The organism is Enterobacter sp. AC1, from assembly GCF_050434705.1.
GTDB lineage: Bacteria > Pseudomonadota > Gammaproteobacteria > Enterobacterales > Enterobacteriaceae > Enterobacter > Enterobacter cloacae_L.
Genome location: NZ_JBNDIZ010000013.1, coordinates 25,992 through 39,758, shown reverse-complemented (window position 1 = coordinate 39,758; position 13,767 = coordinate 25,992). Strand labels below are relative to the sequence as shown.

Here is a 13,767-nt window from a genome sequence, read left to right as displayed (position 1 = left end):
TTCATCAACCGTAAAACTGCCATCCCAGAGTCAACAATGTTAGGATGGTTAGCGATTGATAATGACGGTAACAAGCATGTTAGACAATGTTTTGAGAATTGCCACACGCCAAAGCCCTCTCGCGCTCTGGCAGGCACATTATGTTAAGCAGCGCCTTGAAGCCTGCCACAGTGGATTGCGCGTCGAGCTGGTGCCGATGGTCACGCGCGGTGACGTGATCCTGGATACGCCGCTGGCAAAAGTGGGCGGTAAAGGCCTGTTTGTCAAAGAACTGGAACTGGCATTGCTTGAGAACCGCGCCGATATCGCCGTACATTCGATGAAAGACGTGCCCGTCGAGTTCCCGGAAGGGCTGGGGCTGGTGACCATCTGCGAGCGCGAAGATCCGCGCGACGCGTTTGTCTCTAACCACTACGACTCGCTCGATGCGCTGCCAGAGGGTAGCGTGGTTGGCACGTCCAGTTTACGCCGTCAGTGTCAGCTGGCGGAACGTCGTCCTGACCTGATCATTCGCTCGCTGCGCGGTAACGTCGGCACGCGTCTGGGCAAGCTGGATAACGGCGATTACGATGCCATTATTCTCGCCGTTGCCGGGCTGAAGCGTCTGGGTCTTGAGAAACGCATTCGCGTGGCGTTACCGCCAGAGCTGTCGCTGCCGGCCGTTGGCCAGGGCGCCGTTGGCATTGAGTGCCGTCTGGACGATGCGCGTACCCGCCAGCTCCTGGCGCCGCTGAACCATGACGAGACCGCTACCCGCGTTAAAGCCGAGCGTGCGATGAATACCCGCCTCGAAGGGGGATGCCAGGTTCCAATTGGCAGCTATGCTGAATTGACGAATGGTGAACTGTGGCTGCGCGCGCTGGTAGGTGCCCCGGACGGTTCGCAGATGGTGCGCGGCGAACGTCGCGGTAAAGCGCAAGATGCCGAACAGCTTGGCGTTTCGCTAGCAGAAGAGTTACTGGATAACGGCGCCCGCGAGATTCTGGCTGACGTTTATAATGGAGAACCCCCTGCATGAGTATTCTCGTCACCCGCCCTTCTCCCGCAGGAGAGCAATTAGTGAGCCGTCTGCGCGCACTGGGGCAGGTGGCCTGGAGTTTTCCGCTTATTGAATTCTCCCCGGGTCGGGAGCTCTCTGCGCTTGCCGACCAGATGAATACCCTTCAGGAAGGCGACCTGCTGCTTGCACTGTCGCAACATGCCGTGGAATTTGCCCACGCGCAGCTGCAACAGCAGGGGTTGTCCTGGCCAACCGCACCGCGCTATTTCGCGATTGGCCGCACTACGGCGCTGGCGCTGCATACCGTAAGCGGCGCGGATGTTCGTTACCCGTTAGATCGGGAAATCAGTGAAGTCTTGCTACAATTACCTGAATTACAAACCATTGCTGGAAAACGTGCGCTGATTTTACGCGGTAACGGCGGACGCGAACTGTTGGGTGAAACGCTGCGCGAGCGCGGGGCTAACGTCACGTTCTGCGAGTGCTACCAGCGTTGTGCAAAACATTACGACGGTGCAGAAGAGGCGATGCGCTGGCATACGCGCGGCATTACGACCCTGGTCGTGACCAGCGGTGAAATGCTCCAGCAGCTCTGGTCACTTGTGCCGCAATGGTATCGTGAAAACTGGTTACTCCACTGCCGGCTTCTGGTCGTCAGTGAGCGTCTGGCGAACCAGGCCCGGGAGCTGGGCTGGCATGATATTCGGATCGCTGATAACGCTGACAACGATGCGCTGCTGCGCGCATTACAATAACTCTCAAATGGGAAGCCATAATGACGGAACACGATAAATCCTCCGCCGTGGTTGAAGAGACCAGGGAGACTGTGGAGACAACGCCACAGCCAGAGACGACTGAGAAAACCGCTGAGAAGAAAAACGGCAGCAACAAAACGAGCCTCACGCTGAGCGCGATTGCCATCGCCATTGCGCTGGCAGCAGGTGTTGGCCTGTACGGCTTGGTGAAGCAACAGGGTGCTAACCAGACGTCCACCAGCGATGCGCTGGTAAATCAGCTCACTGCCCTGCAAAAAGCGCAGGAGACACAAAAAACCGAGCTGGAAACCGTGATTAAACAGCAGGCCGCCGCGCTTGCCGATGCGAACAGCAAACAGGAAGAGCTGACCAAACAGCTGGGCGAAGTGCAGCAGAAAGTCGCCACGATTTCCGGCACCGATGCCAAAACCTGGCTGCTCTCGCAGGCTGACTTCCTGGTGAAGCTCGCCGGACGCAAGCTCTGGAGCGATCAGGACGTCACCACTGCCGCCGCGCTGCTGAAAAGCGCTGATGCAAGCCTGGCAGACATGAACGACCCAAGCCTTATTACCGCACGTCGTGCGATCACCGAAGACATCGCCAGCCTCTCCGCCGTCTCACAGGTGGACTACGACGGCATTATCCTTAAAGTGAACCAGCTTTCGAATCAGATTGATAACCTGCAGCTGGCGGATAACAACGACGACGACTCCCCGATGGACTCCGACGGCACCGAGCTTTCCACCTCCCTGAGCGAATGGCGCGTGAACCTGCAAAAAAGCTGGCAGAACTTTATGGACAGCTTTATCACCATCCGCCGCCGCGACGAAACCGCCGTACCGCTGCTGGCGCCGAACCAGGATATCTATCTGCGCGAAAACATTCGTTCCCGTCTGCTGGTAGCGGCACAGGCCGTGCCGCGTCATCAGGAAGAGACCTACAAACAGGCGCTGGATAACGTCTCAACGTGGGTACGCGCCTACTACAACACCGATGATGCGACGACCACCGCCTTCCTTGAAGACATTGATAAACTGAGCCAGCAGAACATCACCATGAACGTGCCGGATAAGCTGGCCAGCCAGCCGATTCTGGAGAAACTGATGCAGACGCGCGTTCGTAACCTTCTGGCGCAGCCGGGCGTACCGGCAGAGCAGACGGGCGGAGCGGCAGCCGCTCCAGCATCCGCACCCGCGCCTGAAAGCGCGCCGCAGGGAGAGTAACGATGCTAAAAGTTCTCTTACTCTTCATCCTGCTGATCGCCGGGATCGTGCTGGGGCCGATGCTTGCCGGTCATCAGGGCTACGTCCTGATCCAGACCGATAACTACAACATTGAAACCAGCGTAACGGGTCTGGCGATCATTCTGATCCTCGGCGTGGTGGTGCTGTTTGCTCTCGAGTGGATCCTGCGTCGTATTTTCCGCACCGGTGCCCATACGCGCGGCTGGTTCGTTGGCCGCAAGCGTCGCCGCGCCCGCAAACAGACCGAACAGGCGCTGCTTAAGCTTGCAGAGGGTGACTATCAGCAGGTTGAAAAGCTGATGTCGAAAAACGCCGATCATGCCGAACAGCCGGTGGTGAACTATCTGCTGGCTGCCGAAGCCGCGCAGCAGCGCGGTGACGAAGCCCGCGCCAATCAGCACCTGGAGCGGGCGGCAGAGCTGGCGCATGGCGATCCGATTCCGGTGGAAATTACGCGCGTTCGTCTGCAGCTGGCGCGCAATGAGGATCACGCGGCTCGCCACGGTATTGACCGCCTGCTGGAAGTCGCGCCACGCCATCCGGAAGTGCTGCGTCTTGCCGAGCAGGCCTATATTCGTACCGGCGCGTGGGGCTCGCTGCTGGATATCATTCCATCGATGGCGAAGGCCGAGGTCGGTGATGATGAACATCGTGATGAGCTTCAGCGCCTGGCGTGGATTGGCCTGATGGATCAGGCGCGCGCTGACCTGGGCAGCGATGGACTGAAAACGTGGTGGAAGAATCAGAGCCGTAAAACGCGCCAGCAGATCCCTCTGCAGGTAGCGATGGCGGAACATCTGATTGAATGTGACGATCACGACACCGCACAGGAGATCCTCCTCGATGGTCTGAAGCGCCAGTACGACGATCGTCTGGTGATGGTGATCCCGCGCCTGAAAACCAACAACCCTGAGCAAGTCGAGAAAGTGCTGCGTCAGCAGATTAAAACCGTTGGCGACCGTCCGCTGCTGTGGAGCACGCTCGGTCAGTCGCTGATGAAGCACGGTGAATGGCAGGAGGCGAGCCTCGCCTTCCGCGCGGCGCTGAAACAGCGTCCTGATGCCTTTGACTACGCGTGGCTTGCCGATACGCTGGACAAGCAGCATAAGCCGGAAGAGGCGGCCGCCATGCGCCGCGATGGGCTGTTGCTGACGCTGCAAAATAACGGTAATCCGCAATAAACAAAAAGGAGGCCAGACGGCCTCCTTTTTTTATCGCCTTTCTCCTGCTACATTCTTTACAACCGCATCTGTAAACGAACCCGCCAATGTAACGATGTCTTTTCATTAACCTTTTTTCACACACGCGCATTTTCTGCAGCGTGGATTAAAACGTTTTTGAAAAGAAATCTTCATGAACTCGCTTTTGTATGCGCTTATTGAAGCGCTGCGCTGCCACCGCTGGCTGCGCCTGCTTGCCTGTGCTTTTATCTTTTCTTCGCTGGGAAATGGTTTAACCCAGGTCGTGGTCTTTGGTTTACTGTTAGCGTGGTCGGCCCCGCCCGCCCTGCTAACCCTCGCTTTTCTTTTCGCTACGGTTCCGGGATTCATCGGCAGCGCGATCGGCGAAAAGCTGTGCTCGCGCTATTCTCCGCTATCCCTGCTGATACTGACCGAGGGGCTGGGATTGCTCGCCCTGCTCTTCCCCCTGCTCGGTGCGGGTTATCACAGCATTGCCTCGCTACTCGCCGTGCAATCCACCGAAGCGCTGCTCAGCGGGATGAGCTGGCCCGCGCTGACAATGCTCTTTAAGCGCGGACTTCGCGAAACAGAGCTGCCTGCTGCGACCTGTCTGGAAAATGTGATTTTTGCTTCTCAGGTGTTATTGGGTACCGGACTCGGCGTGGTGCTGTTCAAGCAGACCTCCGTGTTTACCTTGCTGGCTCTTGATGCCGCCAGCTTTCTCGGGTCGCTGTTGCTGCTGTGGCTGGCTGGACGCCGGTTTTCTGCGCCATTGCTACCGCTCCCCGGAAAAGAGGCAGCCCCCGCGCCACTCCGCTGGCGGACGTTGACCGTTCGGCAAAAACGCAGCCTGCTCATTCTGCCGGCGCTGGCGGCGGTCGGCTCACCGGCTATGGCGCTACTTCCGGCCCTGGCGCAGCAGCTCCATCCTGAGGATGCGGCGGGCCTTGCTCTGCCTCTGCTTTTCGCAAGGAGCATGGGACAACTTTGCGGCCCCATGCTGCTAAAAAAAGAGAGCCTGACGCGCTTTGCCGCCCATACGCCGCGAATCATCATTTGTCTCGGGATCTTTCTGGCCGCTTATGGAATGCTGCCGTTGTTGTCCGGGTGGATGGCATCTGCGCTGGGGATGATCTTTATCGCGCATCTGGCTTCGAACGTTCTCTTCGCGGCCGGCACGTTTGGCGTACTGAGCAGTTTTCATATCACGCAAACCGCGTCGGCCAGCGGTAAAGCCTGGCGCTGGCAAACGCTCAGCGCCTCTCTTTTCACCGGCATTGCAGCGCTGGTGGCAGTTGGGTTTGGCTCAGTGCTGGCGCTCTATACGGTCTCGTCAGCCGCCCTGCTGTTGGTCGCCCTGATCATGCGTAGGTACCGGGAATAAGGCATAAAAAAACGCCTGCTATAAAAGCAGGCGTTAAAACAGGTCTGTAAGACAACATATTTGGTGCTTCACTCAACGTTGTGTCCATGGTGTCTGATGAGGCCGAAGCGACATCTGTCAGTGGACGATAAGCACCGTAAATGGCTCTGCGTCATTCCTGAGTTTATGAGGCACTAAGGCGAACATAAGAGATGGAATGAGCATCTACGCGTATATTATTGCACGTAACGTGCCAACATAACATCCAGAAGTTTTACATGACGCAACATTTTAAGATAAAAGGAAATTATGCTGCTGAGCGCCGTCTTAATCGCTACAAGACATCGATCAATAAAGAAATTTGTCGCCAGGAGGAGACAGCAAAACCCATGGATAATAAATATGTTTATTTTCAATGCATTATATGTCGCTGAATCGCGACAATGAAACAGGATGCTGTCGGGGAATGACTACAGGAGTAAAAAGTGGCAGAAAACAAAAAACCCCGCCGAAGCGGGGTTCAAAATTGGTCGGCGAGAGAGGATTCGAACCTCCGACCCACTGGTCCCAAACCAGTTGCGCTACCAAGCTGCGCTACTCGCCGATGTACTGCTTTTTTGAATTTTTAGTTCAATTCATTTAAAAAGTCGTGGTGCGAGGGGGGGGACTCGAACCCCCACATCCAAAGGACACTAACACCTGAAGCTAGCGCGTCTACCAATTCCGCCACCTTCGCAATTCACAACTCTTTCAAATAATGGGGTGGCTAATGGGATTCGAACCCACGACAACTGGAATCACAATCCAGGGCTCTACCAACTGAGCTATAGCCACCACTGTATTCTTTCACGCGGTACTGACTACTTCTCAGACCACCGCAGCTCCAGCACCGGGTTAATGGTGCGCCCGACAGGATTCGAACCTGAGACCTCTGCCTCCGGAGGGCAGCGCTCTATCCAGCTGAGCTACGGGCGCTTAGCGCCGTTGCGGGGCTGGATATTACGTACCTCCGTCCCCGCTGTCTAGTGCTTTTTTGAAAAAAATGCGCGTTTGGTTATGGTTTGCACATTTTGCCGCTTATTCCTCCACTTTCTGCGTGGTGGCACGGCGACCCAGGCCAAAAAGCTTATAAGCAGCCGTTACGGCCGCCAGGAAGATCACCCCGACAAACAGCGACATGCGGGTATCTTCATTAAAGTACATCCCGATTAATACGCAAATCAGGAACGCCATCGTTAAATAGTTCGCATAGGGGAACAGAATTGAGCGGAACGGATGGCTTTCAATCGCCTTTTTATGCGCATGGCGGAAACGCAGCTGGCTGATGAGGATAACAAACCACGGCACCATGCCCGGCAGTACGCTGGCGCTATAGACGTAAACGAACACGCGCTGCGGATTAGGAATGATGTAATTCAGGCAGGAGCCAATCAGCAGGATAGCAATGGATACCGCGACGCCGGCAACCGGCACGCCTGCACGTGAGACTTTGCTCATTGCCGCAGGCAGCTGGTTATTCTTCGAGAGTGCGTAGAGCATACGCCCGCAGCTGTACATCCCGCTGTTGCAGCCTGACAGCGCTGCCGTCAGGACCACAAAGTTGATGATACCCGCCGCCGCCGTGATGCCAATTTTGGCGAAGGTTAATACAAACGGGCTACCCGTCGTGCCGATTTCGTTCCACGGGAAGATAGTCACGATGACGAAGATCGCGCCCACGTAGAAAATAAGGATACGCCACAGCACTTTGCCCACCGCGCTACGCAGCGTGACCTGCGGGTTTTTCGCTTCACCGGCGGTGATACCGATCAGCTCTACGCCCTGATACGAGGCCACAACGATACATAGCGCCGTCAGGAAGCCCTTCCAGCCGCCGGCGAAGAAGCCGCCGTTTTCGGTCAGGTTGCCAAAGCCGATAGCGTGTCCACCGTTGCCAAAGCCGAAGAAAATCACGCCCAGGCCGACGACAATCATCACGATAATGGTGGTGACTTTGATCATTGCGAACCAGAACTCAATTTCACCGTAAAGACGCACGGCAGCCAGGTTTGCCAGGGCCACCAGCCCCACGGCAATCAGCGCGGGTATCCACTGGACCATGTCCGGGAACCAGAACTGAACGTAGACCCCTATCGCGGTGATCTCGGAGATGCCCACCGCCATCCACATAAACCAGTATGACCAGGCCGTCAGATAGCCGAAGAATGGGCTCATATAGCGATGCGCGTAAACGGCGAAGGAGCCGGTTACGGGCTCCAGGAAGAGCATTTCGCCCATGGAGCGCATGATGAAGAAAACAAACAGCCCGGCAATAATATATGCCAGTAATACGGAAGGGCCTGCCCATTTGAGCGTGCTTGCCGAGCCCATAAACAGGCCCACGCCGATAGTGCCGCCCAGCGCTATCAGTTCTATATGACGAGCTTCCAGCCCACGCTGTAGCTCCGGTTTTTTCTCTGCCATAAATCCTCGATTGTGTTTGCTGTTTCCCGGCTTAAGACCGGGTATTGTTTTTTAGGGGTACTAAAATACGGAGCGAATGGTTTCTTAAAATCTGCCAAATGGCAAACGATGCATTAAAAAAATGAATGCATTGCACAGATTATCAGCAGTTTTGCAGGCGAGTTGCAGCGCGAATAGCATATCGCGCTACATTTTGATTACATTTTCCCGGTGTAATGCCAGGCGAGGTAGCGTAGCAGTCGGATCTGTCGTTTAAGGCGCGTCGGTTGCGATAACAGGCGGTATAGCCACTCCAGCCCCAGATTTTGCCAAACCTTCGGGGCGCGCTTAACGTGGCCGGTAAAGACGTCGTACGTGCCGCCGACGCCCATGTAGAGAGCGTCCGGACAAACCTGACGGCAGTCACGCATCAGGATCTCCTGGCGCGGAGAACCCATCGCCACGGTGACAATTTTCGCCCCGCTGTCGCGAACGCGCTCAAACAGAGCCTGCCGTTCTTCAGGCTTGAAGTAACCATCCTGGCTGCCGACAATATTAACATTCCATTGACGACGCAGTTTCTCCTCAGTCTGGGCCAGTATCTCCGGCTTCCCGCCAATCAGGAACACTGGCGTACCCTGCGCGCCTGCGCGAGCCATAAGCTGCTCCCAGAGATCGGCACCCGCCACGCGGGAAACATTAGCGTCAGGATACTTTTTACGGAGAGAGCGGACCACGCTGATCCCGTCAGCGTATTTGAATTCAGCCGCGCCGATCAGGCTTTTGACCTCGGCGTTATCTTCTACGGCCAGCATCTTTTCCGCATTGATGGCGACCAGCGTGCCGGATTTCATCTGGCCGTCGGCGAACAGAAAATCCAACGCGTGCTGCATGTTGCGCCAGCCAATAAGCTGCAGACCACGTAGCGCATAGCGCGGTGCAGAAATGTTATCAGTCATTACTATCCTTACTCAGACTTGCGACAGCGTCGTGCTGCCCTGCCGCTCGCGCTTGTGCACAAGCCCTGCGCTGTCAAACAGCCAGTACAACAGTTTGGCCAGTAGCAGGCAGAGGCCGAAAATCACCATGAAGAAGACCACGCGCGAAACGAACGAGTCCAGACCTTCGCGCGCCAGAACGATCATATTGAAAATGGCACCAAAGCAGAAGCTGTGCAAAATGGCCGCCTTGTAGCGGTTGGTCTCTTCGTTGCCGCGCAGGTAAAGCCAGTCGAACCACTTAATAATCAACCCCACGGCAACTGCTCCGGGCAGAATGAACCACGCCCCGCCCATCACCACCAGTGAACCGATAAGCGTAGGCGAGATTGCCAAACCGGAATGGTTGTTCAGCACTTCCCAGGTAAAGTAGTTCGCCGTGTTCAGCACCACGCCAGGCCGGTCCGGCCATAGCCAGGAAGGGATAAAGACGTAGAAGTCGCGAACAATCGGCGCCAGTCCCTGGAAATCAATCTTGTCGTAGTTTTGCAGCAGCAGTGCCAGGTTTTCCCACGGCGAGAATGTATCGCGCGTGAGGTAGAGAAATGTGTAAAACGCCTCATCACCCGCCACGTTCATTCCATACCGCTTCAGCGCCAGCCAGAACATCCCCACTATGCCAAACACTCCTGCCGCAACCAGCATCCACAGCGAGATCCAGCCGCGAATAATGCCAATAAACAGGAAGATGGCGAAGGCGATGATGATGTTGGCGCGCGTACCGCCCACAATCATGTAGGTCAGGATGCCAAACGCGACGGTACTGACCAGGAAGAACAGCCACGCTTTGCTGTCCTGGCGCAGGAAGAAGATCACCAGCATCGCCGGGATGAAGAAGTAGAAGAACCGCTTAAGCGCCACGCCCGAGACTTCAGCAGAAAAAATCTGGCTGTAGGAGTGGAGCTTAAACAGCAGGAAGCCGTTATGCATGAAGAAGATGCCGACACTGACCAGGGCAATCGTCATCAGCATCACCCACGTCAGGTGGGTCTCCACCCGATTCATGGTAAACAGCGCCCGGCGCGGCGCGTCGGCATGCGCTGGACGCAGACGCGTTTTATAGGTGACGTAGTACACCGCATAGAAGCAGGTCGCCGCCAGAATCGCCTGGAGGAGAATTTCCGGCGGCGCGACGCTCACGTCAAAACGGAAGACCAGAATGCTGGTCAACGGGAAACCGAAAAAGAACGTCAGCAGAAACAATAGCGAGAAGAACACGTTAAAGTTGAAACGCACGCGGCGGAACTCAAACCAGGTGAGCGTGGCGATAAACAGGGCGCTCAGGAGCCAAACGACCAGCAAACCGCTGAATTGCAACTGGCTCATGCTTTGTCTCCTGCAGCGATACGCAGCGCACGGTGCCACGGCGTGAGGTAATTCGGGCTAAAGAAGTCGATGGAATTTTTATCCACCAGCGCCAGCTGCCGCTGTGCTTCCCGTACAACCTCTTCATTGAGCACATCGGTGGTGAACAGGACCGGAAGATGCTGTTCGGCCATATCCTGCCAGAACGGGTTGTCGCGGTTGAGCACGCAGGGGATCCCCGCCTGAATCAGCAGGCACAGTGTGCCAATGCCCTGCTGACGGGCAAAGATAAAATACCCGAGGTCGCATTTTCTCAGCAGCGTAAGGTATTCATCAAATTCCAGCTTATCCCGCAGAATATGCAAGTTATCCGCGCTGAATAACGTGAGCCCCTGCTGGCGAACCTCATCAATGTAGGCGTCGTTGTTGGCGGGGTAGCCCATCGGCACCACCACGTTCACCGTGTCGCCAAACTGCTGATGCACCGCCCTGAGCGCCGAGACATGTTCGTTACTGCGATCGCCGGAATTCCCCACCAGGATCGTCAGCTTGCCTTCACGCACCGTGTCATTCGCCATGGCGTTCAGCGCCGGATTCATCCGGGTCGGGAAATAGAGTAGTTCGCCGCGCACGTTCGGGTGCTGCTTCGCAAAATAGTTGAGATCGCCACGGGTAGCAAAAACGCAGCCCACCCTTCCCTGTGCCATACGGCGCAGCGGATAGAAAAGACGGAATTTCCAGCCGCGGGAGACTTCGTAGAGATCGGCGCCCCAGATATGCCAGCTACACTGGGAAGGCTTGATCCCCCCACTGAGGAGTCCCAGCCACAGGCCGGTATTAAACTGCCCGTGGAAGAAGAATCGCTGGTCACGATCCGCTTTGGCTTTGGCAATAACTGCCTTCGCCAGCGCGGCCTTATCCGGCCAGAAGCTCATCTTCAGCGCCGGAAATGCGGCGCTCAGGCCCTTATCCTGACCTGTAACCATAAACTCGCGCGCATCAGGATTACCCGATGCCAGCTCGTCGTTGAAGAACCGCAAGACGGTCTGGTTATGGTGTGGGATATCCGATCCCAGGATGTGAATCAGTGCAGTCATGCGCGTTTACGCCACAATAAAAATACGCCGCAACAGGCAGCGAAATAAACGATATAGGTTGCCATGTAGGCCTGAGCCGCCCCCAGCGCCCCATGAGCGGGTATCAGCCAGTGCGAGAACGAGGTCAGTAATGCAAACTGGCTAATTTCCGCCAGGATATACAGCCGCAGGGACGCTTTTGCAATCACCAGATAGCCGAAAACGTAAGCACCCACTTTCAGCACATCGCCCACCAGCTGCCAGGCAAAGAGATCGCGCATGGCTATAAACTTCGCGGAAAACAGCAGCCAGATGGCGACATCGCGCAATAGCCAGACGGTAAAGCTGGCAGCCGCAACAGCCGGCAACACAAAGCGCAGAGATCGGAAAATCTCACGGGTAATATCCTGCCTGGACGTCAGACGCGATAATGTTGGCAGCAAATAAACGCTAAAGGAAGCCGTAATAAACTGGAGGTAGGCGTCGGAAATGCTGCTTACGCCCTGCCAGATCCCGACTTCGTCCCAGCTATAATGCGCCGCCAGCAGGTTTCGCATCATCACGTAGGCCACGGGCAGCGTGACAGAGGTAATGAGCGCCATCAGGGTAAATTTACCCAGCTGGCTGGCAAGGACCTTATCCCATTGCGGTTTCAGGTAGCTCAGCGGGATGACGCCCCGACGCATCAGCATCAGCGCCGCGGGAATAACGACCAGCGCCGGCACCAGCGCCAGGCCGAGCAGCGCGCCTTCATAGCCACCGAGGCGATAGCAGAAGTAGTAGGCAATCACGCCGATGACGCTGCCCAGGATTAACGCAAGGGCGTTCCCGGCAGCATCGCGAAAACCTTTCATCAGCGCCAGCAGCAGGTTAGCCCAGGCAATGCCCATCTGAACCAGCGCAACCAGACGCACCAGCCCCTGATAATGGGTGTGCCCGAACAATCCCAGGCTGATGGGGGCCGCCGCCAGCAGAAAGACAATCGCCATCAGGGTCGAAAAACCTGTGACCATCGCCGAAGAGGTGCCCACCACCCTGCGAAGCTGAACCGCGTCATCATGGTACTGAGAAACGTATTTGGTCACACCGTTGAAGATACCGGCACCTGCCAGCACCCCAAGGACGGTGACAAGCTGGCGGAAATTACCCGCCAGCCCCACGCCGGAGGGGCCAAATGAGACGGCCAACAGCTTGACGACCAGCAGCCCGGCGCCAATTTTGACAAGTGTGGACGCGGCGGTCCACACCGATGCTTTTGCCAGAGACATATCAGCGGAAATAGCTCAGAAGAGTATTAATCACCGTACGCTGGTTAACTGGCGCGAGGTTGTAGAAAAGTGGCAGGCGAAGCAAACGCTCACTCTCAATGGTAGTGTAACGGTCTTCACCCGCGAACGTGCCAAACGCTTCGCCCGCAGGGCTGGAGTGCAGCGGGATATAGTGGAACACCGCCATAATCTCGGCTTCTTTCAGCCAGGCGATGAGCTGGCTGCGGTCGTCGTTATCGCGCAGCTTGATGTAAAACATGTGCGCATTGTGGACGCAGCCTGCCGGGATGGTTGGCAGTTCAATACGCCCGGCTTTTGCCAGAGGCTCAAGCGCATCGTAATACGTTTGCCACAGGGAAAGACGCTGAAGGTTGATACGCTCCGCCGCTTCCAGCTGCGCCCACAGGTACGCCGCCTGCAGGTCCGCCATCAGATAGCTTGAGCCAATATCGCGCCAGGTGTATTTGTCTACCTGGCCGCGGAAGAACTGGCTGCGGTTGGTCCCTTTTTCGCGGATCACCTCTGCACGTTCAACCAGCGCGCGATCGTTAATCAGCGTCGCGCCGCCTTCCCCACCCGCGGTGTAGTTTTTGGTTTCGTGGAAGCTAAAGCAGCCAATGTGGCCGATGGTACCCAGCGCGCGTCCCTTGTAGGTGGACATCACACCCTGCGCGGCATCTTCAACCACAAACAGGTTATGCTTTTTGGCGATCGCCATGATGGTGTCCATTTCACAGGCCACGCCCGCGTAGTGAACCGGTACAATCGCCCGCGTTTTGTCGGTGATCGCCGCTTCAATCAGCGTCTCATCAATGTTCATGGTATCCGGGCGGATATCCACAAAGACGATTTTTGCCCCGCGCAGAACAAACGCGTTCGCCGTGGAGACGAAGGTATAGCTCGGCATAATCACTTCATCGCCGGGCTGGATATCCAGCAGCAGGGCCGCCATTTCCAGCGATGCCGTACAGGACGGGGTCAGCAGCACTTTGGCACTGTGAAAACGCTGCTCCATCCACTGCTGACAGCGACGGGTAAAACCGCCGTCACCGCAGAGCTTGCCGCTGCCCATGGCAGACTGCATATAGTCCAGTTCAGTTCCGACGACGGGTGGTGCGTTAAATGGAATCATCTT

Annotated in this window: 11 protein-coding genes and 4 tRNA genes; 5 read left to right on the top strand and 10 right to left on the bottom strand. The window is 56.4% G+C overall.

Features of this window, described 5'->3' with window-relative positions:
• Window positions 1-76: 76 nt before the first annotated feature.
• From hemC to M2433_RS23020, 5 genes are all read left to right on the top strand, one after another.
• A complete protein-coding gene (hemC, locus tag M2433_RS23040) occupies window positions 77-1,018 on the top strand; it encodes a hydroxymethylbilane synthase (protein ID WP_429057858.1) in 942 nt (313 codons plus the stop codon).
• A complete protein-coding gene (gene hemD / locus M2433_RS23035; RefSeq protein ID WP_429057860.1) occupies window positions 1,015-1,755 on the top strand; it encodes a uroporphyrinogen-III synthase in 741 nt (246 codons plus the stop codon). The genes hemC and hemD overlap by 4 nt, the downstream gene beginning before the upstream one ends.
• 20 nt (window positions 1,756-1,775) lie before the next feature.
• Window positions 1,776-2,978, top strand: a complete 1,203-nt coding sequence (gene hemX / locus M2433_RS23030; RefSeq protein ID WP_047345463.1) for a uroporphyrinogen-III C-methyltransferase — start codon at window positions 1,776-1,778, stop codon at window positions 2,976-2,978.
• 2 nt (window positions 2,979-2,980) lie between these two features.
• On the top strand, window positions 2,981-4,180 hold the full coding sequence (gene hemY / locus M2433_RS23025; protein WP_047345464.1) for a protoheme IX biogenesis protein HemY: 1,200 nt from the start codon (window positions 2,981-2,983) through the stop codon (window positions 4,178-4,180).
• A 172-nt stretch (window positions 4,181-4,352) separates the two neighbouring features.
• Complete coding sequence (locus tag M2433_RS23020; protein WP_429057863.1) at window positions 4,353-5,564, top strand: MFS transporter; 1,212 nt, start codon at window positions 4,353-4,355, stop codon at window positions 5,562-5,564.
• Between the two features lie 506 nt (window positions 5,565-6,070).
• Here the strand turns inward: M2433_RS23020 and M2433_RS23015 are convergent.
• The 10 genes from M2433_RS23015 to rffA form a co-directional block, all read right to left on the bottom strand.
• Window positions 6,071-6,147, bottom strand: a tRNA-Pro gene (locus M2433_RS23015).
• Between the two features lie 46 nt (window positions 6,148-6,193).
• Window positions 6,194-6,279, bottom strand: a tRNA-Leu gene (locus tag M2433_RS23010).
• Between the two features lie 22 nt (window positions 6,280-6,301).
• Window positions 6,302-6,377 (bottom strand) — tRNA-His (locus M2433_RS23005).
• Between the two features lie 64 nt (window positions 6,378-6,441).
• Window positions 6,442-6,518 (bottom strand) — tRNA-Arg (locus M2433_RS23000).
• Window positions 6,519-6,620: 102 nt separating this feature from the next.
• On the bottom strand, window positions 6,621-8,006 hold the full coding sequence (gene thrP / locus M2433_RS22995) for a bifunctional threonine/serine APC transporter ThrP (RefSeq protein WP_024907972.1): 1,386 nt from the start codon (window positions 8,004-8,006) through the stop codon (window positions 6,621-6,623).
• Window positions 8,007-8,203: 197 nt separating this feature from the next.
• Window positions 8,204-8,944 (bottom strand): lipopolysaccharide N-acetylmannosaminouronosyltransferase, encoded by a 741-nt coding sequence (wecG, locus tag M2433_RS22990; protein WP_059311526.1) that lies wholly within the window; start codon window positions 8,942-8,944, stop codon window positions 8,204-8,206.
• A gap of 12 nt (window positions 8,945-8,956) precedes the next feature.
• On the bottom strand, window positions 8,957-10,309 hold the full coding sequence (gene wzyE / locus M2433_RS22985) for an ECA oligosaccharide polymerase (RefSeq protein WP_429057865.1): 1,353 nt from the start codon (window positions 10,307-10,309) through the stop codon (window positions 8,957-8,959).
• Window positions 10,306-11,385, bottom strand: a complete 1,080-nt coding sequence (locus M2433_RS22980) for a TDP-N-acetylfucosamine:lipid II N-acetylfucosaminyltransferase (RefSeq protein ID WP_429057867.1) — start codon at window positions 11,383-11,385, stop codon at window positions 10,306-10,308. The genes wzyE and M2433_RS22980 overlap by 4 nt, the downstream gene beginning before the upstream one ends.
• Window positions 11,382-12,632, bottom strand: a complete 1,251-nt coding sequence (gene wzxE / locus M2433_RS22975) for a lipid III flippase WzxE (RefSeq protein WP_429057869.1) — start codon at window positions 12,630-12,632, stop codon at window positions 11,382-11,384. Before wzxE ends, M2433_RS22980 begins: the two co-directional genes overlap by 4 nt.
• Before the next feature lies 1 nt (window position 12,633).
• Window positions 12,634-13,764 (bottom strand): dTDP-4-amino-4,6-dideoxygalactose transaminase, encoded by a 1,131-nt coding sequence (gene rffA, locus M2433_RS22970; RefSeq protein WP_429057870.1) that lies wholly within the window; start codon window positions 13,762-13,764, stop codon window positions 12,634-12,636.
• Window positions 13,765-13,767 lie beyond the last annotated feature (3 nt).

Bases quoted from the DNA above. Each gene is read 5' to 3' on its own strand.
- rffA (WP_429057870.1), bottom strand. From the start codon at position 13,764: ATGATTCCATTTAACGCACCACCCGTCGTCGGAACTGAACTGGACTAT.
- M2433_RS23020 (WP_429057863.1), top strand. From the start codon at position 4,353: ATGAACTCGCTTTTGTATGCGCTTATTGAAGCGCTGCGCTGCCACCGC.
- hemY (WP_047345464.1), top strand. From the start codon at position 2,981: ATGCTAAAAGTTCTCTTACTCTTCATCCTGCTGATCGCCGGGATCGTG.
- hemD (WP_429057860.1), top strand. From the start codon at position 1,015: ATGAGTATTCTCGTCACCCGCCCTTCTCCCGCAGGAGAGCAATTAGTG.
- hemX (WP_047345463.1), top strand. From the start codon at position 1,776: ATGACGGAACACGATAAATCCTCCGCCGTGGTTGAAGAGACCAGGGAG.
- thrP (WP_024907972.1), bottom strand. From the start codon at position 8,006: ATGGCAGAGAAAAAACCGGAGCTACAGCGTGGGCTGGAAGCTCGTCAT.
- wzxE (WP_429057869.1), bottom strand. From the start codon at position 12,632: ATGTCTCTGGCAAAAGCATCGGTGTGGACCGCCGCGTCCACACTTGTC.
- hemC (WP_429057858.1), top strand. From the start codon at position 77: ATGTTAGACAATGTTTTGAGAATTGCCACACGCCAAAGCCCTCTCGCG.
- wecG (WP_059311526.1), bottom strand. From the start codon at position 8,944: ATGACTGATAACATTTCTGCACCGCGCTATGCGCTACGTGGTCTGCAG.
- wzyE (WP_429057865.1), bottom strand. From the start codon at position 10,309: ATGAGCCAGTTGCAATTCAGCGGTTTGCTGGTCGTTTGGCTCCTGAGC.
- M2433_RS22980 (WP_429057867.1), bottom strand. From the start codon at position 11,385: ATGACTGCACTGATTCACATCCTGGGATCGGATATCCCACACCATAAC.